At 64.9% G+C, this 20,178-nt stretch carries 16 protein-coding genes and 1 pseudogene; 6 read left to right on the top strand and 11 right to left on the bottom strand.

Annotation, left to right across the window (positions count from 1 at the left end):
* Nucleotides 1-109: 109 nt before the first annotated feature.
* The 6 genes from BM118_RS09640 to BM118_RS09615 all read right to left on the bottom strand — a co-directional run bounded on the left by BM118_RS09640 (nt 110) and on the right by BM118_RS09615 (nt 6,218).
* Entirely contained in the window at nt 110-1,267 is a 1,158-nt protein-coding gene (locus BM118_RS09640) for an ABC transporter substrate-binding protein (protein ID WP_092184617.1), read from the bottom strand.
* A gap of 61 nt (nt 1,268-1,328) precedes the next feature.
* Nucleotides 1,329-1,913: an alkylhydroperoxidase domain protein gene (locus BM118_RS09635; RefSeq protein WP_092184615.1), complete on the bottom strand. Its 585-nt coding sequence runs from the start codon at nt 1,911-1,913 to the stop codon at nt 1,329-1,331.
* A gap of 13 nt (nt 1,914-1,926) precedes the next feature.
* Nucleotides 1,927-2,553 (bottom strand): CMD domain protein, encoded by a 627-nt coding sequence (locus BM118_RS09630; protein WP_177234282.1) that lies wholly within the window; start codon nt 2,551-2,553, stop codon nt 1,927-1,929.
* Nucleotides 2,554-2,585: 32 nt separating this feature from the next.
* A complete protein-coding gene (locus BM118_RS09625) occupies nt 2,586-3,623 on the bottom strand; it encodes a putative FMN-dependent luciferase-like monooxygenase (protein WP_177234162.1) in 1,038 nt (345 codons plus the stop codon).
* Nucleotides 3,624-3,749: 126 nt separating this feature from the next.
* Entirely contained in the window at nt 3,750-4,532 is a 783-nt protein-coding gene (locus tag BM118_RS09620; RefSeq protein WP_092186114.1) for a MetQ/NlpA family ABC transporter substrate-binding protein, read from the bottom strand.
* A gap of 228 nt (nt 4,533-4,760) precedes the next feature.
* Nucleotides 4,761-6,218 carry an MATE family efflux transporter gene (locus BM118_RS09615; RefSeq protein ID WP_177234161.1) on the bottom strand — a complete coding sequence of 486 codons (1,458 nt, stop codon included), beginning with the start codon at nt 6,216-6,218 and terminating at the stop codon, nt 4,761-4,763.
* A 148-nt stretch (nt 6,219-6,366) separates the two neighbouring features.
* Here BM118_RS09615 and BM118_RS09610 point away from each other — a divergent pair, with 148 nt between their 5' ends.
* On the top strand, nt 6,367-6,945 hold the full coding sequence (locus BM118_RS09610) for a TetR family transcriptional regulator (protein ID WP_092184607.1): 579 nt from the start codon (nt 6,367-6,369) through the stop codon (nt 6,943-6,945).
* Between the two features lie 214 nt (nt 6,946-7,159).
* Here BM118_RS09610 and BM118_RS09605 read toward each other — a convergent pair.
* Nucleotides 7,160-8,342, bottom strand: a pseudogene (locus BM118_RS09605) (CaiB/BaiF CoA transferase family protein).
* Nucleotides 8,343-8,504: 162 nt separating this feature from the next.
* Here BM118_RS09605 and BM118_RS09600 point away from each other — a divergent pair.
* On the top strand, nt 8,505-9,392 hold the full coding sequence (locus BM118_RS09600; protein WP_092184606.1) for a VOC family protein: 888 nt from the start codon (nt 8,505-8,507) through the stop codon (nt 9,390-9,392).
* Nucleotides 9,393-9,427: 35 nt separating this feature from the next.
* Here the strand turns inward: BM118_RS09600 and BM118_RS09595 are convergent, their stop codons facing one another.
* A complete protein-coding gene (locus BM118_RS09595; RefSeq protein ID WP_244550118.1) occupies nt 9,428-10,534 on the bottom strand; it encodes a HoxN/HupN/NixA family nickel/cobalt transporter in 1,107 nt (368 codons plus the stop codon).
* A 244-nt stretch (nt 10,535-10,778) separates the two neighbouring features.
* Between BM118_RS09595 and BM118_RS09590 the strand changes: the two genes are divergently transcribed.
* Nucleotides 10,779-12,566, top strand: a complete 1,788-nt coding sequence (locus BM118_RS09590) for a peptide ABC transporter substrate-binding protein (RefSeq protein WP_177234159.1) — start codon at nt 10,779-10,781, stop codon at nt 12,564-12,566.
* Between the two features lie 386 nt (nt 12,567-12,952).
* Here the strand turns inward: BM118_RS09590 and BM118_RS09585 are convergent, their stop codons facing one another.
* Genes BM118_RS09585 through BM118_RS09575 form a run of 3 tightly spaced genes read right to left on the bottom strand, consistent with a single transcriptional unit; the run spans nt 12,953 to nt 16,332 of the window.
* Nucleotides 12,953-13,825 (bottom strand): ABC transporter permease, encoded by an 873-nt coding sequence (locus BM118_RS09585; RefSeq protein ID WP_092184602.1) that lies wholly within the window; start codon nt 13,823-13,825, stop codon nt 12,953-12,955.
* The gene (locus BM118_RS09580; RefSeq protein ID WP_092184600.1) at nt 13,822-14,763 is read right to left on the bottom strand and encodes an ABC transporter permease; all 942 of its coding nucleotides are present in this window, start codon (nt 14,761-14,763) and stop codon (nt 13,822-13,824) included. The genes BM118_RS09585 and BM118_RS09580 overlap by 4 nt, the downstream gene beginning before the upstream one ends.
* Before the next feature lie 57 nt (nt 14,764-14,820).
* Nucleotides 14,821-16,332: an ABC transporter substrate-binding protein gene (locus tag BM118_RS09575; RefSeq protein WP_092184598.1), complete on the bottom strand. Its 1,512-nt coding sequence runs from the start codon at nt 16,330-16,332 to the stop codon at nt 14,821-14,823.
* 236 nt (nt 16,333-16,568) lie between these two features.
* Between BM118_RS09575 and BM118_RS09570 the strand changes: the two genes are divergently transcribed.
* Genes BM118_RS09570 through ggt form a run of 3 tightly spaced genes read left to right on the top strand, consistent with a single transcriptional unit; the run spans nt 16,569 to nt 20,142 of the window.
* A complete protein-coding gene (locus tag BM118_RS09570; protein WP_092184596.1) occupies nt 16,569-17,777 on the top strand; it encodes an ROK family transcriptional regulator in 1,209 nt (402 codons plus the stop codon).
* Nucleotides 17,774-18,550 (top strand): glucosamine-6-phosphate deaminase, encoded by a 777-nt coding sequence (gene nagB, locus BM118_RS09565; protein WP_092184594.1) that lies wholly within the window; start codon nt 17,774-17,776, stop codon nt 18,548-18,550. The genes BM118_RS09570 and nagB overlap by 4 nt, the downstream gene beginning before the upstream one ends.
* Nucleotides 18,547-20,142, top strand: coding sequence for a gamma-glutamyltransferase (gene ggt, locus BM118_RS09560; RefSeq protein WP_092184592.1), 1,596 nt, complete (start codon nt 18,547-18,549; stop codon nt 20,140-20,142). Before nagB ends, ggt begins: the two co-directional genes overlap by 4 nt.
* Nucleotides 20,143-20,178 lie beyond the last annotated feature (36 nt).

Genomic DNA, 20,178 nt, shown 5'->3' with positions numbered 1-20,178 from the left:
GCCGGAGCGACCAAGCGCAATGAGATCATTGCGATTTAGTTTGTTTTTGCGCATGATCTCTTCGGAAAACCGCTTCGCACTTTTCCGGATCATGTGTCCGGCCATCATGTCAGGTCGGCTTGCCGTCCCAAAGCGCGAACTGCCCCTTGCGCACGACCAGCTCCGCATTCATGGCGCCCTTGACGCGGCGGCTCTCGACGTCGAACGTCGCGGTCCCGAAGATCACGCTCGAGACATCCTTCACTTTCGCGAAGGCGTCGCGGATGGCGCGGCGATCGGTGCCGCCGATCTTCACGACGGCGGCTGCCATGTGCATCGCGTCATAGGAATAGGCGTTGAAGGCGTCGGGCTCCTGCCCGTTGTACTTGGCCTTGAAGCCTGTGATGAACTTCTTCACCTCCGGCCGCGGGTCCTGGGGGAAATAGCGCGTGCCGAGATGGACGTCCTCGACCGCCTCGCCGCCGAGCTCCAGGAATTTCGGCGAGTAGACCGAGCTTGCCGCGCAGATCGTCTGCTTGAGGCCAACCTGACGCGCCTGGCGCGCGATCAACGCACCGTCGGAATAATAGGAAATCAGGATCAGCCCGTCCGGATTGGCATCGCGCACGCGCACCAGCGTGGAGCGGAAGTCGCGCTCCTCCGCGATGTAGCCCTCGGTGACCGCGACTTCGGCGCCGTATTCCTTCGCCGCCTTGACGAAATAGTCGCGGCTGGTGCGGCCCCAATCGGTGTTGAGGTGGAGTATCGCAAGCTTCTTGAGACCGAGGCGCTTGACGGCATAGGCCGCCAGCAGCGGCTGCTCGTCGGCCTGGCTCACCGACGTGCTCCACATGAAGTCACCGCCCTTGGTGAAATCGGGATGCGAATTGGTGAAGCCGAACTGCACGAGGCCGCCGCGCTGATAGATCGGGGATGCCGCCATCGAGGCGGGACTCGAGAAATCGCCGAGCTCCATGACAATCCGGGGATCTGAGACGAACTTCTGGGCAATCGCCACCGACTGGCGCGGATCGCTCTGGCTGTCCTCGAATTGATAGGCGAGCTTGCGTCCGTTGACGCCGCCGGCCGCCTGGATCTCGTCAAGCGCGAGATCGAAGCCCTGCTTCCACTGCGTGCCATATTGCGCATTCGGCCCGGTCAGGGGGCCGCTGACGCCGAGCAGGATCGGCTCGGACGACTGCGCAAACGCGCTGCGCGAGAAGGCGGCTCCCGCCATCATGGCGGCGAGCGAGCCCTTGACCAGGGTACGGCGATCGATGTTGCTCATCTACGGCTCCATCCACTCAGGTGTTGAAAACAAGTGGCAATTCTCGTGCCAGTGAAGCTGCCTATTTCGAGGGCTCGCCGAGCGACAGCATCAGCCGGTTCGCCCAGTTGAAGAACGAGGCGCCGTTGATGACGTCGACGATCTCCGCGTCATCGAGACCGGCGCGGCGCAGCTCCTCGACATTGTCGGGCCCGAACGCGATCGGCGTTGTGGCCAGCGCCACCGACGCCTTGACCACGGCATTCCAGCGCTCGCCGAGATCGGCCTTGACGCCTTCGTCGAGCAGCCGCTGCACGTCGTCGCGGCGCTTGGAATAGGTGCTGGCAAATCGCGCATGCACGGAAGCACAATAGATGCAGCCGTTGTAGCGCGAGGTCGCGGCGGCTGCGAGCTCGCGCTCGGCGCGCGGCAGGCCGTCGGCGACGTTGTAGAAGATGTCCTTGTCGGTCTTGGTGCGGGCTTCCAGCACCTCGGGATCGCGCACCAGCAGGCGGAAATATTCCGACTTGGCGCGGGCGCGATCGACGAGGCCGGCGAAGTGCCGCTCGGTCAACTCCGCCTCGGGCAGCGGGTCGATCCACGACACCCAGCCGAGCTCGTCCTGGGTGAAGACGACGGGCGGATTGACGTTGTTTGCAGCGCTCATGATTGCGATCTCCTTACGCGCCAGCCGCGGCGTTTGCTGTGCGCCCAAGCGAGGCGCCGAGTACGCGCAGGCCAGTGACGACGCGCATCTGGAACGACAGGAACGCAACGAGCTGGGAGAAGGTGACGATGCCAGTCGTCGACCAGCCGGCGGCGAGCAGCGCCTTCATGTCGGCGGACGCGGCATCGCGCGGCCGGAACACCAGCAGATGCGCATGCTCGAGCGCCGCAACGAGCCGGGCGCCAAGCTGCGGTTTGCGTTCCGCGCTGACGCGGTAGATCAGACCGGCCTTGTTCTCCACCGACAACGGTCCGGCCGGAAAGGCGCCGTACGGGCCCGAGGTCTCGCCCCGCGCGATTTCGACCTCGATCGCCTCAATCAGGCGCGCGCCTTCGGCGGTCGCGGCGAGCTTCGCCCGATAGAAGGCGGCAACAGTGGGTTCGCGGTGAAGACCGATCACGAACAGCGCGACCGCGGCGCGCTCGACGAGCGAACAATCGCCGGCGTCGATCGGCTCGAACAGCGAGAGATAGCTCTTCTGCGCGTTCTCGCGCGCCTGCACGCGCTTGCCGCGGATGCCGTCCAGGGTCGACCCTGGTTCGATCCCGGCCAGCATGTCGATGATATCCTTCGTAGCCATCATTCAGCCTCGTACAACGCCATTCATTTCAATCAGCCCGCCAGCGCCACGTCTTGCGCCGCCGTCCGGGCCCAGCCCAGCGCCGGCGCGACCTTGTCCGCGACCAGCTCGATCGAGCGCAGGATGTAGGGGTGCGGGGCATCGATCGAATGCACCTGGAAGACCAGATCGGTCACCCGCTCCAGCGTCGCGTCTGTCCGCAGCGAGGCGATGACCTCATCGGCTGCGCCGACATGCGTGTCGAACGCGGTGATCATCTCCGCCAGCGTCTCGCCCGGGGGAAGGTGGCCGCCCTTCATGAATTGCGGCAGCGCGCGCCGCAATCCGATGTCGGCAAGGCGCATCGCCTCACGATGGTCGTCGGCGACGAAGACGCTGCGCGAGGCCATGATGCGCGGCTCGCGTCCCGGCGGCAGTGCTTCGAGATAGGCGTCGATGATCGGGTTCTGGATCTCGGCCAGCGTTGCGCGCGGCGCCTCCTTGGCCCGCGGCTGCGTGCGCGAGAGCAGGAGGCCGTCACCCGCCTTGCCGGCGCGGGCACCGCCGGCGACCGAGAATGTCGCCTGCCAGATCCGGCCGTCCAATTGCGGCCGCTGCGGATAGAGCGTATCGCCGCCGGTGAGCGGCTTGCCGGCGAGCGCGGTGCGGACGACCTCGAGATTGCGCGCAAAGATCTCGTTGCGCTGGGCGCCGTCGAGACCGAAGGCGGCGAAGGCCGACGGATTGCCGCCGGTGCCGACGCCGAGCTCGAAGCGGCCGTCGCAGAGAAGGTCAAGCACCGCGGCGTCCTCCGCCACCCTCACCGCGTTCTCAAGCGGCAGGGTGACGATGCCGGTGCCGAGGCGGATGCGCGACGTCTGCGCGGCGACGTAACCCAGGAAGGTGAAGGGCGACGGCAGGCCGCCCTCGCGCTCGTGAAAATGGTGCTGCGCGATCCACGCGGAATCGAGCCCGGCCTTCTCGGCGCGCACGATCTGCTCAGCCGCGAAGCGATAGCGGTCCGCCGGCGGCGCCTCGTCGAGAAGCCGCGTGAAGAAGCCCAGTCTTTTCAGATTTGCGAACCGTTTCATGCCAACCGCGCCCAACATTGCAACAGCCCGCATGATGTCCGCTGCCGCAGCGCGAGGCAAGCAGCCGCCGCGCAGGGCTGCCACCCCGGAGCCATCCATTCCTGCCGAAGATACGACGCCTGCTGCCTACCAGCTGGGCAGCACCGCCCCCTTGAACTTGGTCAGGACGAACTCCTTCACCTCAGGCGTGTGATAGCTGTCCACCAGCACCTTGACCCAGGGCTTGTCCTTGTCGGCGGTGCGAACCGCGATCAGGTTGACATAGGGTCCCTTCGGGTCCTCGCGCAGGATCGGATCCTTGACCGGATCGAGGCCCGCCTGGGTTGCATAGTTGGTGTTGATCGCGGCTGCGTCGACGTCGTCGAGCGCGCGCGGCGCCTGCGCGGCGTCAACCTCGATGAACTTCAGCTTCTTGGGATTCTCGGTGATGTCGAGCACCGTGGGCTTGAAGCCCGTGCCGTCCTTCAGCTTGATCACGCCCTTGTCGCGCAGGAGCAGCAGCACGCGGCCGCCATTGGTCGGATCGTTCGGGATCGAGACCTTGCCGCCCTCCGGAATATCGGCGAAGGCCTTGTGCTTCTTCGAATAGACGCCGATCGGGAAGTTCACGGTCAGTCCGACGGCCTCGATCTTGTAGCCGCGGTCGGCTTTCTGGTTGTCCAGATACGGCTGGTTCTGGAACGAATTGGCCTGGATCTCGCCGGCATCGAGCGCAGCGTTCGGCACGACATAGTCGGAGAACTCGAGCAGCTGGATATCGAGCCCCTGCTTGGCGGCGATCGGCTTCACCGCCTCGAGGATCTGCGCATGCGGCCCCGGCGTCACGCCGATCTTGATGGTCTCGGCGCTAGCTGCGGCCGACCAGGCGGCGAGCACGGTCGAGAGGATCAGGGGGAGGCGAAACGACATCTTGGTCTCCGTAGGTCTGCGACAATGATTGGAACCGTATTCGCTTCTCCGTAGGACGAAATCAATGAAATGGAAATCCATATTGGCCGCCTGGGCGGGCGAGCCTTTCTCCATTCGGCACCAAACAGGAAACGAATTCACGGCGCCCGACGGCGCTACAGTTGCTGATCAACGCGCTACTGCTGTGGGTGCTGGCCGTTGGCGTTGCCAGCATCAGGCGAGGCAGGTCTATTCGGACCGCCAGGTCGACGGCGACAGCATGACTAGGGCACAGATCGCGGCATAAGCGGCGAGCGACACCGCGACCATGGTGGCGAGCCCCGCCATGCCCGCGCCAAAGCTTGCCACCGCGATCCAGCCGCCGCCGGCGGCGATCAGGATCCGCGCGATCGAGGACGCGAGCGGTCCCATGGCGCGCCCGGTGCCTTGGGCCGCGAAGGACGCGACGAAGCCGAAGCCGAGCGCGGCATAGGCCGGCGCCACGATGCGCAAATAGGTCATGCCTTCGCTCACCACCTCGGCATCGTGGCTGAAGAGATTGAGCCAGGCGGTCGGGAAGATCGCGACCAGCAGGCCGATCGTCCCGGTCATGACCATGCCGACGATGCCGCTGATCCAGCCGATCCGGCGCGCCCGCGCGGTCTGGCCCGCGCCCATGTTGACGCCGACCATGGTCAGGGTCGCCGTGCTGATGCCGAACAGCAGCGGGATCATGATGTAGTCGAGCCGCGAGGCGATGCCGTAGCCGGCGAGCGCCGAGGTGCCGAACAGGCCGACCGCACCGGTGACGAGGATGACGGTGAGGTTGGTCAGCACCGCATTGAAGGCGGTGGGGATGCCGACCTTCAGCATGTCGCCGAAGATTCTTGGGCGCAGCGGCACGATGTGCAGCGTCAGGCCGGTCGCACCCGAGGCCATGTAACGCAGCAGGAACAGCATGGCCGCGCCATAATAGAGGCCGAAGGCGACGCCGGCGCCGCCGATGCCGAGCCGCGGGATCGGCCCGAGGCCGAAGATCAGCGCCGGCGAGACCGGGATGGTCACGATCGCGCCGACCAGCGTCACCAGCGCGGGTACCTTGACATTGCCCGAACCACGCAGGGCCGCTGCCTGGAGGTTGACGATCCACACCGGAATGGCGCCGGCGAACAGATAGTTGGAATAGGTGGTGGCCGCAGCGAGCGCATCGCCCTGGCCGCCGAGGGTACGGTAGAGCCACGGGCCGCCCAGGATCACGCCGAGCGTGAACACGCCGCCGGCGAGGATGGCGAGCACGACGGCATGAAACAGCGCCGCCTCGGCGTCATCACGGCGCCCGGCGCCGACCGCGCGCGCCACCGAGGACGCAACGCCGCTGCCGAACCCGCCGTTCGACATCATCGTCATCAGCATGAAGATCGGGAACACCAGCGCGGCACCCGCCAGCGCGTCGGTGCCGAGGAACCCGACATAGTAGGCCTCCGCGATGTTCACCGTGGTCTGCGCCACCAGCACGGTCACGGTCGGCGCGGCCAGCCTGAGCAGCGTGGGCAGGATCGGCGCGGTCAGCAGTGCCGCTCGCCTCTGCTCCGCCGCGCGTGGAGTAACGACCGCGCCTGGCGCAGCCGCCTGGCGAAGCGGAGCCGCGGCATGGGCCACGACTTGCGCGGCGGACAAGGCCGGGGCGGCGGCATCCTCGACTGACATGAATATCATCCTCGCGTGCCTGCCGGACCGCCGCCGATCGGCCGCCCATTGCATTACGATCATAATGTATTATTATGATCATAATTCAATAGCCCCCTCCTCACGATTTCGTTGGCCGGGGTGGGCATCGGCTCCCAAGGAGGCGCGATTGGCGCGGTACGACAAGGGGCACCGGGACGCGACGCGGCGGCACATCATCGACGTCGCCTCGGCGCAGTTCCGCGAGAGCGGCATCGCCGCCGTTGGTCTCGCCGGCATCATGTCCGAGGCCGGCCTGACCAACGGTGCCTTCTACACGCACTTCGAATCCAAGGAGGATCTGGTGCGCGCGGTGCTGCTGGATGCGCTGCAGCGGCGCGAGCAGCGGCACAAGGACAATCTCGAAAACAGCATCGCGGTGGAGACCACGATCCGCGACTACCTCTCCCCGCGCCATCGCGACCGCGCGGCGACGGGCTGCCCGACCGCGGCGCTGGTTTCCGAGATCGCGCGGCATCCGAGGACGACGCGCGATGCCTTTACCGGAAAGATGTCCGACATCATCGCGCTGATGGCGGCGCAGATTCCGGATGGCTCAGCTGCGGAGCGTCGGCGACGCGCGATTTCAGTCTACGCGACCATGGTCGGCGCGCTGCAATTGTCGCGCGCCGTGAGCGACAGACAGTTGTCGGAGGAGATTCTGGAGAACGCGGTGAAGGCCGCGCTGGCACTTGCGAATGGGCGGTGACGCATTCGAGATCTTCGGCGTTCCAACTGTGGCCATTTGTCGGCCGCCGCAATGAATCTCTTGCCGGAGCAACACTACGAAACTTGAAGCGTTTGCCCCGGCCGGGTTAGCGTTGCTTGCGGCCTTACAACTTCCCCAAGTTCGTTTAGCTCGCACTGGATCGTCGCCTGGATGTTTCAGGCGGCGGTCCAGTACTGCCGCCGCCCGACATCAGCTAGATGATGCCACCTTGCCGAAGTGCATCGATCGCGGCTGCGTCATAGCCGAGCTCCGCGAGGACACGATCGGTATGCTCGCCGAGTGTCGGCGGGCGGCTCGTCACCCGGCGTTTCCGACAGCCGCACGGCGGCTCGCGCCACCGGCGCGGGTTTCGGCAAGCCGGGGTAATCGACGTCCTGCATGAAGCCTGCGGCGCGAATGTGCGGATGATCCAGCGCCTGTTGCGGGCTGAGCACGGGCCCGGTCGGAATCATGGCCTTGCCCAGCGTGTCGACGGCCTCCTGCGTGGTGCGCTCGGCGCACCAGCGCGCCATCCGCTCGCTGATGACGGGGCCGTTGTTGCCGCGGCTGATATCGTCGGCAAAGCGCGGATCGTTCAGCCACTGGTCCTCCTCGCCCATCAGCTTCGCCCAGCGCTTGAACAGCGGATGACCGGTGACCTGGCACAGCACCCAGCCGTCCCTGGTGCGGTAGATGTCGGCCGGCGCTGCGGTCTGGCCGAGATTGCCTGATGGAACGCGGTTGACGTTGATGACGGCCTGTTCGATCAGCGTGGCATTGGTGAAGGACAGAGCGGTGGCCAGCAACGCGCCCTCGACGATCTGCCCGCGCCCGGATTTCGCACGTTCCATCAGCGCGGCGAGCGTTCCGAACGCGCAGTGCAGCGCGGTTCCGAAATCGACCCAGTTGACCGCGGCGCGGTAGGGCGGATCGCCGGCGCCGGTCATGTACACCGAACCCGACATGACCTGCCCGACACCGTCGAAGCCGACGCGGTCGGACCAGGGCCCCGGCCCGCCGAATGCCGTTGCCGTCGTCAGGATGATGTCGGGCTTGATCGTCCTGAGCGAGTCGTAATCGAGCTTCATCGCGCGCAGGGTCTGCGGCGGCAGGTTGGCGACGACCACGTCCGCGGTCGCAACCAGGCGGCGCATCACCTCCTGCCCCTCCGGCTTCATCGGATCGAGCGTAATGCACTTCTTGTTGCGGTTGACCTGGAGGAATAGCGCGCCTTCGCCGCCCTCGCCGACCGGCGCCACGAAGCGATCCTCGCTGCCGTCGCGCTTTTCAACGCGAATGACCTCGGCGCCGAATTCGGCCAGCAAGGTCGCGCAATAGGGCCCTGCGATATAGCGTCCGAAATCGAGGACGCGCACGCCTTCCAGAACTCCCCCCATCGACCCTTTCCTTGATGTCTTCCCGCCAGATTACAGGGACTGGTTGCCGGGGCAAGGTGGCTGACAGCATGCCTCTTTCAGCAGATGTGATCGCCCGATGGTTCGACTGGCCGACGTTCTGCTCTACTATGGCCCGTCCGTCCCACACCCAGAGCCGCAGCCATGCCGCAACAATTCGATCGATCCGCTGAAGATCTCGGCAACGCGATCCATTTCGAGCACGTCAACATCCAGGTCCCGGATCAGCGCCTGGCGACGTTATTCTACGTCACGGGACTCGGGCTCACCCGCGATCCCTATTTGATGGTGTCCGACAGCAACATGTGGATCAACGCCGGGCGGAGCCAGTTTCATCTGCCGAGCGGCAGGCCACAGGTGCTGCGCGGCCATACCGGCCTCGTCATCGAGGGACGCGAGGCGCTGCTGGCGCGATTGGCATCGGTCGCGAAGAAGCTCGAGGGGACGGCATTCACATTCGCCGAGCACAACGTCCATGTCGAGGTCGTCTGTCCGTGGGGCAACCGCATACGCGTCCATGAACCGGACGCTACGCGCTTCGGGCGCATCACGCTCGGCATCCCCTATGTCGAATTCGAGGTGCCGGTCGGAACGGCGCCGGCGATTTGCGCCTTCTATCCTGACATCATGGGCATGCCCGCGGCTTTGCGAAATGGCGACGGCACGGTTGCGGCGGTGAAGACCGGCCGCGACCAGCACCTGCTGTTTCGCGAGAGCGACCGGCAGCAACCCGACTATGACGGGCACCATGTGCAGATGTACATCACCGACTTCTCCGGCCCGTACCGCAAGCTGCTCGCACGCGACCTGATCTCCCGCGAGGACAATCAATACCAGTACCGGTTCTGCGACATCGTCGATCTCGACAGCGGCAAGAAGCTGTTCACAGTCGAGCACGAGGTGCGCAGCGCGACCCATCCGATGTTCATGCGGCCGATGGTCAATCGCAATCCTGCCGTCACCAACCGGAATTACGCCTTCGACCATGATCAAACGTCCTGGGCGATGGGACCGGACCATTACGACGGATAGGATGCCGCAAATTCGGCGAGCGCAGCGTCGTGCGTCTAGACCACCTCGGTCGCATCGACGCTCCGGAGCACATCCGGCGTGCGTCGCCGGTCGCCGGCGGACATGCGGCGATAGGTCACGACCGAGACCAGCCAGGCGAGCGCGAACAGCGCCATCACGGCGAAGCCGAAATTGGCGAACGAGTCGTTGACGGCCTCGACCAGCGCCCACACGCCCCCGGACAGGTCGAGCCGGTCGCTGATGAGCCCCAGCGCCTCGATGCCGCCGATGAACAGCGCGACCAGGACCGAGGCGCCGGTGATCGTGAGGTTGTACCAGAGCTTGCGATAGGGATCGACGAAGGCCCAGCGATAGGCGCTCACCATCAGCGCGGAATCGGCGGTGTCGACCAGCGCCATGCCGGCGGCGAACAGGGCGGGGAACACCAACACATGCGCGAGCGAGGCGCCGTGCGCGGCTTCGGTGGCGGAGATGCCGAGCAGGCCGATCTCGGTCGCGGTGTCGAAGCCGAGCCCGAACAAGAGCCCGAGCGGGTACATGTGCCAGGGCTTTGCGACCAGGCGGAACATCGGACCGAGCAAGCGCGTCAGCAATCCGCGATGAGCGAGCAGCGCATCGAGCTGCGCGGCGTCATGGATGCCCTGCTCGCGCACTTCGCGCAAGGTTCGCCACAGGCCGGCGAAGATGGCGAGATTGATCGCCGCGATCACGAGCAGGAACAGCGCCGACACCGAGGTGCCGATCAGGGAGCCGATCTCCTTCAGCAGGCCGTCGCCGCCGAGGCTGACGACGCCGAGCGCGAGCAGCGTGGTGGCGGCCAAGACGACCGTGGAATGGCCGAGCGCGAAATACAGGCCGACGCTTCGCGGCGTATCGCCCGCCTGCATCAGCTTGCGCACGACGTTGTCGATCGCGGCGATGTGGTCGGCATCGACGGCGTGGCGCAGGCCGAAGACCCAGGCGAGCAGCGCGGTCGCCATCACCGCGGGCCGGTCGCCGAACACGGCGAAGGCGAAGGCCCATGCGGCGATGTTGGCGGCGATCAGCCCGCCGAACAGCACACCGGGCCCGAACGCCCGCCTCGCGACACCACCTGACTGAACCACGCCGCCCCTCCGAGTATGATGTTTGTACCAATCCATCATACTCGCGGGCAAGAGCCGGGCCATGTTCGGGGGACGCAGCCGATCGTCCGCGAACGCGCATCTCGTGGAGATCGACGATCCCCGATCGGCGACGCGACGGCCGAGACCACGGCTTTGACAGATGCGCGTTCGTCATTTCGCCGCAGGCGTTCCCCGCCTTGTCGGCATTGCCGCCTCGTCCATGATGAAACATGATGGGTTGCCGGGGACGACTTTTCTTTGCGAAGGTGGAGCTCATCCGATGAACGAGAACGAAATCCGCAAGGCCATCGCGGAGGTGAAGGACGGCACGCTGTCGCGGCGCTCGTTCATCCGGACACTGGCCGCGGTCGGGATCGCGGCGCCCGTTGCGAGCCAGATCCTGCTCTGGAACGACGTCGCGATGGCGGATGCCACCTTGCCATACAAGCCGACCAAGGCCGGCGGCGGCGGCCCGCTCAAGATCCTGATCTGGCAGGCCCCCACCCTGCTCAATCCGCATTTCGCAATCGGGACCAAGGACCAGGTCGCCTCGCGCATCTTCTTCGAGCCGCTTGCCGGCTGGGACAAGGAGGGCAACCTCATCCCCTGCCTCGCCGCTGAGGTTCCGACCAAGGCGAACGGCGGCCTCTCGCCGGATGGCACCAGCGTGACCTGGAAGCTGAAGCAGGGCGTGAGGTGGCATGACGGCAAGCCCTTCACCGCCGACGACGTCGTCTTCACCTGGCAATACGCCGCGGATCTGGCGACCGCCGCCTACACCACGGGATCCTACCAGAATATCAAGGTCGAGAAGATCGACGACCACACCGTCAAGGTGATCTTCAAGGCCCCGACCCCGTTCTGGGCCGACCCCTTTGTCGGCTCCGTCGGCCAGATTCTGCCGAAGCATCATTTCGGCGACTATGCCGGCGCAAAGTCGCGCGATGCGCCGGGCAATCTGAAGCCGGTCGGCACCGGCCCGTACAAATTCGTCGAGTTCAAGCCGGGCGACTTGCTCTCGGCCGAACGCAACCCCGACTATCACGTCAAGAACCAGCCGCATTTCGACACGATCGAGATCAAGGGTGGCGGCGATGCGGTCTCCGCGGCGCGCGCCGTGCTCCAGACCGGTGAATACGACTATGCCTGGAACCTGCTGGTAGAGGACGAGGTCCTCAAGCGCATGGAGGCCAGCGGGAAAGGCAAGGTGGAGTTCACGCTCTCAGGCGGCGTCGAGTTCATCATCCTCAACACCACGGACCCGTGGACCGAGGTCGACGGCGAGCGCTCGAACGCCAAGACCAAGCATCCGACGCTGTCCGATCCGGCCGTGCGCCGGGCGTTCAACCTGCTGATCGACCGCGAGGCCATCCAGAAATTCATTTACGGCCGCGCCGCCGTCGCGACGGCAAGCTTCGTCAATCAGCCCAGCCAGTTCAAGTCGAGCAAGCTGAAATACGAGTTCAGCATCGACAAGGCGAACAAGATCCTCGAGGAGGCCGGCTGGAAGATGGGCGCGGACGGCATCCGCGAGAAGGACGGCAAGAAGCTCAAATACGTCTTCCAGACCTCGATCAACGCCCCGCGGCAGAAGACGCAGGCCATCATCAAGCAGGCCTGCCAGAAGGCCGGCATCGACATCGAGATCAAATCGGTCACCGCGTCGGTGTTCTTCTCGTCCGACGTCGGCAACCCCGACACCTACTCGAAGCTCTATTGCGACATGGAGATGTACAACACGACGCAGCCGCAGCCCGATCCGGAGCGGTTTTTGAACCAGTGCGTCTCCTGGGAGATATCGACCAAGGAGAACAAGTGGCTGGGCCGCAATGTCTCGCGCTGGTCCGATCCCGAAGCCGACAAGGCCTACAAGGCCGCGCAAAACGAGCTCGATCCGGTCAAGCGCGCCGCACTGCTGATCAAGGTCAACGAGATCTTCTGCGAAGCCAACGTGCTCGTGCCGCTGCTCTCGCGCAACATCGTCGGCGGCGCCGTCAACAGCCTCATGACCGACATCTCGGGCTGGGACGTCACGACGTGGAATCTGGGGAGCTGGTATCGGAGCTGAGGGCGGAACACTTTCTCACCGTCGTCTTTGCGAGTTCGCAACGCTCTTAAATCCATCCTAAGGTGCGAGCATGGGACGCAACGCGTCCCATGCTCGCACCTCCAGCGACAACGGCTTCGCCGTTGCGCAGGGGTGACGGTGATGGAGTGGCGCACGCTCTTCCCACATCGTCATTGCGAGCGCAGCGAAGCAATCCAGAGTCTTTCCGCGACGGCAGTCTGGATTGCTTCCGCCTTCGCTAAAGCTTCAGCGGACAAGTCGCTCCGCTCGCAATGACGGATCCGGACATTGTGGGACGGGATCGCCGCCGGGGCCTGGGCACGGCGGTCATCAACGGCTCTCCAGCAATTCAAGGCCGGCAGATCGAAGATCGCAGCGCCTTCGATCTACTGCCTGGGATTGAGCGCATCATTCAGGCCGTCACCCATCAGGTTGAAGCCGATGACGAGCGCAATGATCGCGAGCCCGGGCCAGAATGCCATCCACGGCGCCTCGCCGAGAAATTGCCTGGCAACGTCAAGCATGGCGCCCCATGACGGGGCCGGAGGAAGCTGGCCAAGTCCCAGAAAGGCCAGGCTCGCCTCGGCGAGAACTGCAATCGCCATGGTCAGCGTCGCCTGCACGATCGTCGGCGCGAGCACGTTCGGCAGAACCTGTCCGGTCAGGATGGCGATATGGCCGAGGCCTTGGGACCGGGCCGCCGCGATGTAATCCTCGGTGCAGACAACCAGCGTCTCGGCACGCGCGACACGAACGAAGACCGGCACGGCGGAAATGCCGATGGCAATCATCGCGTTTTGCAGGCTGGGGCCCAGGAACGCGGCGAGCGCAATCGCCAGCACCAGAAAGGGGCAAGCGAGCAGCGCATCGGCGAGGCGCGAGATCACCATGTCGGTGGGGCCGCCGAAATAGCCGGCGATGAGACCAAACGGGAGGCCGATCAGCACCGCGACCGTCACAGATATCATACCGGCGGCAAGCGAGGCCTGCGTGCCGAAGATCACGCGCGACAGCACGTCCCGGCCGAGATCGTCGGTGCCGAACCAGTGCGCCGCACCGGGTGCCGCGCGAATCGCCATCCAGTCCGGCGCGTTCGGATCGTACGGCGCAATCCAGGAGGCAAACATCGCCAGCACGACGAAGAACAGAATGATCGTGGCCCCGATGACGGCGGATGGCTCGCGCAACAGGCGACGGACTTCCGAAGGAGCGGCGGCGCGCGCCTGGCTTGCGACCGGTGCCGTCTCAATCGAGCTCATGGCCTGAGCCTCGGATTGAGCAGCACATAGGCGACGTCGGCAATCAGGCTCATCAGGAGGAATAAGGCCGCCGTGCAGAGCACGACCGCCTGAACCACGGCATAATCGCGGCTGAACACGCCGTCGACGACCATCTTGCCGAAACCCGGGATGGAGAAGACCTGCTCCGTCAACACCGCGCCGGCCAGCAATTCGCCAAATTGCAGCGTGCCCAGCGTGACCACAGGGGTCAGCGCGTTCGGCAACGCATGACGCAGCACGATGGTGCTTTCGCGGACGCCCTTCGCGCGGGCGGTGCGCACGTAGTCCTGCTTCATCGCCTCGATCATCGCGCTGCGGACATGGCGCATCATGATCGCAGCGGTGCCCGTGCCGAGCACCAGAGCGGGCATCAGCATCGAAAGCAGGTTGCCTCCCACGCTTTCGGACGGCGGAACAAAACCTCCGGCCGGAAGCCAGCCGAGATTCACCGAGAACAGAAGGATCAGCATGATCCCCAGCCAGAAATGCGGGATCGACAGTCCGGCAAGCCCGAACAGACTGGCACCGTAGTCGAAGGGCGTCCCGCGCCCCAGCGCCGCGAAGATCCCGATCGGCAACCCGACGAGCAGCGCGACCAGCATCGACAGGATCGCGAGCTCGATGGTCACCGGCAATTTTTCCGCCAGCATGGTGCCGATCGGCAATCGGGTGCGTACCGACGTGCCGAAGTCGCCATGCACCAGGGCTTTCAGCCAGACGGCGTATTGCACCGGGATCGGGTCATTGAAGCGATACTTCTGCCGAAGATACTCGACGACTTCGGGATTACGCTCTTCTCCGGCGAGCGCCAGCGCAGGATCGCCGGGTAGCAGTTTCTGCAGACCGAACACCATCATCGACACCAGCAACAGGGTCGGCAGCAGGACGGCAAGCCGGCGCAGAAGCAGGGTCTTCATCGGGGCAGACTGGTCCTCACCAGGGCAAGCGCGTCGGCGGGCGCGAGGCGTTGCGCATCAATTCACCGGCCTGACGCCGACCAAACGCAAGAGACCGTCCGGCACCATGACGATGCCGCCGACCGATTTGCGGGCCGCAAAGAACCAGTTCGGGTGATGAAGGGGAATCGACGAGAGCGCCGTCAGGTAAATGTCCGTCGCTTTGGCGTAGAGCGCCTTGCGCTTGGCTTCGTCAGCCTCGCCCCGGGCCTGGTTCAGGATCGCATCGAGATCCTTGTTGCAATATTTGTTGACGTTCTGGGAGCCCGTGCAGCTGAAGAAGGCGACCAGCGTCGGGTCCGGGTCGGCGCGGCCGCTCCAGTTGCCGATATAGGCTTCGAAGTTGCCGTTCATGTAGCGCTCGATGGCAGTGGCCGTTTCCATGGGCAGCAGCTTGACGTCGAAACCGGCCTCGCCCGCCATCGACTGTATGATCTGTGCGACCCGGGAATCGCCGGCCGTATTCTCGTACTGGATCTCGACCGGCACGCGAGTCATCCCGGCGGCGGCAATCATTGCCTTGGCCTTGGCAACGTCGCGAGCCGGCGCCTTGCGCGCGCCATTGTAGAACGGAGATGACGGCGGGATCATCTGGTTATCCGGCAGGAACTCGCCGTTGAAGGCAACGCGATTGATGACATTGCGATCGATCGCCAGCTCAAAGGCCTGACGCAGCGTCGCGTTCTTGCCGAGCGGCGTATCGGCCTTCGCGCCCGCGCCGACATTGAACATCAAATGCGAGACGGCAAGTCCCTGGCCGGAATGCAGGGCAAGGTTGGGATCGTCGCGCACGGTCTTGAGATCGGTCGGCGCGATGCGCTCTGCGAGATCGAGATCGCCCGCCCGCACACGCGACAACCGCACGGTCGAGTCGGGAACGTAGTAGTAGACGACCTCGCCATAGCCGACCTGTGCAGCGTTCCAGTAGCCGGGATATTTCTTGACGCGAATGAGGTCGCGCGACTTGCGCTCGACAAATTGATACGGACCGGCACAGACCGGCGCGGCGGCAAATTCCCCGGCTTTCTCCGTGGCAGCCTTGGGCGAGACCATCATGCCGGCACGATCGCTGAGATTGGCCAGCAGCGGAACGAACGGCTCCGACAGGTTGAACTTCACCTTGTCCGCGGCAAGCGCTTCGACGTTCGCGATCGGCGCCAGCTCGGCCTTGCGCTTGGAATCCGGCATCGTCTTCATGCGCTCGATATTGAACTTGACTGCCGCCGCATCGAACGCGGTGCCATCGTGGAACGTGACGTTCTTGCGCAGCGTAAAGGTGATCGACTTGCCGTCCGCGGCCCACTCCCATGCCTCTGCCAGCTGCGGCACGATCTTGAGGTCGGCGGAGATATCGACGAGCTTGTCGCACAGCGCCGCAAACACGAAGCGGCCTGCGTACGTGCCGCTGAGCGCCGGGTCGAGCGCATCGGGATCGTCCTGAACGCCGACCCGCAATGTCGCGGCGCTCGCCGAGACAACGCCCGATGCGATCATCAGAATGGCCGCCAACGCCGTGCCCATCCGCTTCATACGGAATTCCTTTCGTCCCAAGGCTTCGTCCAAGGCTTCGTCCAAGGCTCTGCTGTGGAAGGACAAGACAAGCACGCCCAATCCAATTTGTAAATATCCCGAACAAATTGCCCTAGGGCATGCAATTAAGTTACAATATATCAGCTCATTGACAGGCAAAATCCGCAAATTACGCCCCTTGACTGCAAGCTCAGCGATGTATTAGTTCGACATATTGACTAATTGGATCGAGGCTCATGCAAGACGCCCCCTCATCGCCCGTTGCGCGACAGCAATCCGTTCGCCTCGTGGTTGAGCGCCTGCTGCGTGATCGCTCGGTATCGCGCGCCGAAATCGCCCGCAGCACGGGCCTGTCCAAGCAGACCATCTCCGAAGTGATGCGTGATCTCGAACGCGACGGCTGGGTCCATGAGGACGGCCAAATTCAGGGCAGCGTCGGGAGAAGCGCCGTCACCTATGCGCTCCGGCCGGACGCCGCCTTCGTGCTGGGCATCGACCTTGGCGGCACGAAACTGCACATCGCACTCGCCGATCTGCGCGGTGAGATCGTCGCCGAGAGCATCGAACCGACATCCAGCGACGGCGGCGCTGCCGTGGTCGCACAGATCGAGCGCATGAAGGATGCCCTGCTTCAGCATGCGTCCGTATCGGCGCAACGTTTGCGCGGCGGCGTGATGGGAAGCCCGGGGATGGTCGACCCGGCGTCGGGCAGCATCGTCATCGCGCCCAACATCCCCGGACTGGATAGCCTGGACGTGAGGGCCGCGCTGCGCGAACGGCTCGGGATCGACGTCACCATCGAGAATGACGTCAATCTCGCGGCAATCGGGGAGCATTGGCGCGGCAACAGCCGCAGGGCGCGCAGTTTCGCCTTCATCGCAGTCGGCACCGGCATCGGCATGGGCATCTTTTCGGACGGCTATCTCGTGCGCGGTGCACGCGGGGCGGCCGGCGAGATCGCCTACCTGCCGCTTGGGGGCGATCCCTACGATGCGCGCGGCCTTCGCTTCGGTACCCTGGAAACCGCCATCGGCAGTGCCGGCATCGTCGAACGCTATCTCGGGCTCGGCGGCAGCCCCGGCAGCACGGTGCGCGATGTCTTCGATCGGCTCGAAATCGAGGAGGCGGCACGGATCACGATCGACGAGGTCAGCCGGATTCTCACGACCGCGATCCTGGCCGTGCACAGCATCCTCGATTCGGAGATCATCATCCTGGGAGGCAGCATCGGCGCACGACCCGAATTGAAGCTCCGGATCGACGAACATCTGGGACGCTGCATGCGCGAGCCTGTTCGTATCGAGCTGAGCGCGCTCGGCAATCGTGCCACACTGATCGGCGCGATCGGCAGCGCGATCGACCTCGTGCATCGCTCGCAGTTTGGCATCGGCAGGGATGCCGGCCCGTTGGCGCTTCCCGCCGCGGCGGCAGATGTCGCGGCATGAAAGAACACGCGCCGAGAATTGAGGTTGTCGGCAATGTGAGTGCCGTCGCCGAACGCGCAGCCGCACATCTCATCGCCCGGCTGCACGATCGGCAGCCGATTACCCTCGGTCTTGCGACCGGAGCGACGATGACGCCGCTCTATGCCCGCCTTGTCGCCGCGACCCGCGCCGGCCTCATCTCGTTCCGAACGGTGTCAAGCTTCAACCTCGACGAATATGTGGGCGTCGCACCCCAATCGCCCGGAAGCTTCCATGCCTATATGCAGCAGCATCTGTTCGGGCATGTGGATATGGAAGCCGGTCGGGCAAGGATCCCCGATGGTACGGCCGACGACGTCGCCGCCGAGGCCGCGCGCTATGAGGCGCAGATTGCGGCGGCCGGTGGCATCGACCTGCTGCTCCTCGGCATCGGCGCCAACGGCCATATCGGCTTCAATGAGCCGGGTTCGGATTTCGCCTCACGTACCCGCGAGGTCAGACTCGACGAAGCAACCCGCATCGCGAATGCCATCAATTTTCCCGATCCGGCGTCGGTTCCCGAACGTGCGATCACGATGGGCATCGCGACAATCCTGGAGGCTCGGCGCATCCTCCTTGTCGCCAGAGGACCGGAGAAAGCAGCCGCAATCGCAGCCGCGATCGAGGGTCCGATCACGGCAGCTTGTCCTGCCTCGGCGCTTCGCCTGCACGGCAACGTCGACATCCTTTGCGATGAACCGGCCGCCGCAGCCCTCACCACGCGGCCCCACAACAACAATCGGAGAAGGGCATGAGCTGGGGACAGCGCGATTTCATGGTGCCGGGACGCTCGCTGGCGGTGGGCGACCGGGGCATGGCCGCGACTTCTCATCCGGCCGTCACGCTCGCCGCGGTCGAGATCCTGCGCGGCGGCGGCAATGCAGTCGATGCCGCCATTGCCGCGATCGCCCTCCAGGGCGTCATCGATCCGCATATGACCGGCATCGGCGGCGACTGTTTTGCGATCTATGCTCCCGCCTCCGGCAAACCTGTCGCCGTCAACGGCTCGGGTCGCGCACCGGCGAAGGCCGAACTCGACTGGTTTCGGCAACGGGGGCTAGCGTCGATCCCGGACGATTCACCCCATGCAGTCACGGTTCCGGGGGCGGTCGATGCCTGGTGCCGCCTCTCTGCCGACTATGGTTCAAAGGGCCTTGACGAGGTTCTGGCGCCCGCGATCCGCGCGGCCGAGACCGGCTTTGTGGTCACGCCCCGCGCCGCACTGGATTGGGCCCGCTACGGCGATCGCATCGAACGACATCAGACTGGCGTACCGGTCTATCTGCCCGGTGGCACTGCGCCCGCCGTCGGCAGCAGGCTCGGTCATCCCGCACTCGGCGCGACGCTGCGCCGGATTGCACGCGAGGGACGCGCCGCATTTTACGAAGGTGCCGTCGCCGAAGACATCGTCGCAACGCTCAAGGCGCTGGGCGGGGTGATGCAGCTTGAAGATCTGGCAAGTGCCCGATCGGAATACGTTGAGCCGATCAGCGCCGACTACCGCGATCATCAAATCCTGCAATGCCCGCCCAACGGACAGGGCGTCGCGGCGCTGCTGATCGCCCGCATCCTTGCCGGCTTTGACATGGCCAACCCGGCGCTCGGCGAGGCGGATCGCATACACTTCCTTGCCGAGGCGACCAAGACGGCCTACCGGCAGCGTGACGCGCTGGTAGCCGATCCGGCATTCCGTCCGCTCGATGTCGACGCGCTGCTCTCGGAGGCGTCAGTCACGGCAATGCGCTCCTCCATCGACCGGAAGCGCGCCAGCGCAGCAGCGGATTTCGACATGCCTGTTCATCGTGACACGGCTTACGTTGCCGTCGCCGATCGCGACGGCAACATGGTGTCTTTCATCAATTCGCTGTTCTTCGCCTTCGGCAGCGGCATCTACGCCCCTCGCTCGGGCGTGCTGCTGCACAACCGGGGTTCGGGATTCTCCCTCGTCGAAGGACATCCCAATGCCATTGCGCCGCGAAAGCGTCCCTTTCACACCATCATTCCGGGTCTGCTGGCGCAGCGTGGCAAGCCGATCATGGCCTTTGGCGTGATGGGTGGACAATACCAGGCGGCGGGACATATGCAGATCCTGAGCGGCGTGCTCGATCGTGGGCTCGACATTCAGCAGTCCTCAGACGTGCCGCGCAGCTTTGCGTTCGATGGCGCCCTGACGCTCGAACCCACGATTCCCGGGGCTGTTGCCGACGAACTGATTGCGCGCGGTCATCGCGTGGTCTGGGCGGACGAACCGCTTGGAGGTTGTCAAGCCGTGCACGTCGATCTTTCCAGGGGCGTCGCCTTCGGCGCGTCGGACCATCGCAAGGACGGCATCGCACTGGCGGCGTGACCGGGATGAGAAAGACCGTGATGTAGGATCGGACAG

It is taken from the genome of Bradyrhizobium sp. cf659, from assembly GCF_900113725.1.
Taxonomy (GTDB): Bacteria; Pseudomonadota; Alphaproteobacteria; order Rhizobiales; family Xanthobacteraceae; genus Bradyrhizobium.
This window is presented reverse-complemented; position numbering and strand designations above follow the sequence as displayed.

Bases quoted from the DNA above. Each gene is read 5' to 3' on its own strand.
- BM118_RS09640 (WP_092184617.1), bottom strand. From the start codon at position 1,267: ATGAGCAACATCGATCGCCGTACCCTGGTCAAGGGCTCGCTCGCCGCC.
- BM118_RS09635 (WP_092184615.1), bottom strand. From the start codon at position 1,913: ATGAGCGCTGCAAACAACGTCAATCCGCCCGTCGTCTTCACCCAGGAC.
- BM118_RS09630 (WP_177234282.1), bottom strand. From the start codon at position 2,553: ATGGCTACGAAGGATATCATCGACATGCTGGCCGGGATCGAACCAGGG.
- BM118_RS09625 (WP_177234162.1), bottom strand. From the start codon at position 3,623: ATGAAACGGTTCGCAAATCTGAAAAGACTGGGCTTCTTCACGCGGCTT.
- BM118_RS09620 (WP_092186114.1), bottom strand. From the start codon at position 4,532: ATGTCGTTTCGCCTCCCCCTGATCCTCTCGACCGTGCTCGCCGCCTGG.
- BM118_RS09615 (WP_177234161.1), bottom strand. From the start codon at position 6,218: ATGTCAGTCGAGGATGCCGCCGCCCCGGCCTTGTCCGCCGCGCAAGTC.
- BM118_RS09600 (WP_092184606.1), top strand. From the start codon at position 8,505: ATGCCGCAACAATTCGATCGATCCGCTGAAGATCTCGGCAACGCGATC.
- BM118_RS09595 (WP_244550118.1), bottom strand. From the start codon at position 10,534: ATGGATTGGTACAAACATCATACTCGGAGGGGCGGCGTGGTTCAGTCA.
- BM118_RS09590 (WP_177234159.1), top strand. From the start codon at position 10,779: ATGAACGAGAACGAAATCCGCAAGGCCATCGCGGAGGTGAAGGACGGC.
- BM118_RS09585 (WP_092184602.1), bottom strand. From the start codon at position 13,825: ATGAGCTCGATTGAGACGGCACCGGTCGCAAGCCAGGCGCGCGCCGCC.
- BM118_RS09580 (WP_092184600.1), bottom strand. From the start codon at position 14,763: ATGAAGACCCTGCTTCTGCGCCGGCTTGCCGTCCTGCTGCCGACCCTG.
- BM118_RS09575 (WP_092184598.1), bottom strand. From the start codon at position 16,332: ATGAAGCGGATGGGCACGGCGTTGGCGGCCATTCTGATGATCGCATCG.
- BM118_RS09570 (WP_092184596.1), top strand. From the start codon at position 16,569: ATGCAAGACGCCCCCTCATCGCCCGTTGCGCGACAGCAATCCGTTCGC.
- nagB (WP_092184594.1), top strand. From the start codon at position 17,774: ATGAAAGAACACGCGCCGAGAATTGAGGTTGTCGGCAATGTGAGTGCC.
- ggt (WP_092184592.1), top strand. From the start codon at position 18,547: ATGAGCTGGGGACAGCGCGATTTCATGGTGCCGGGACGCTCGCTGGCG.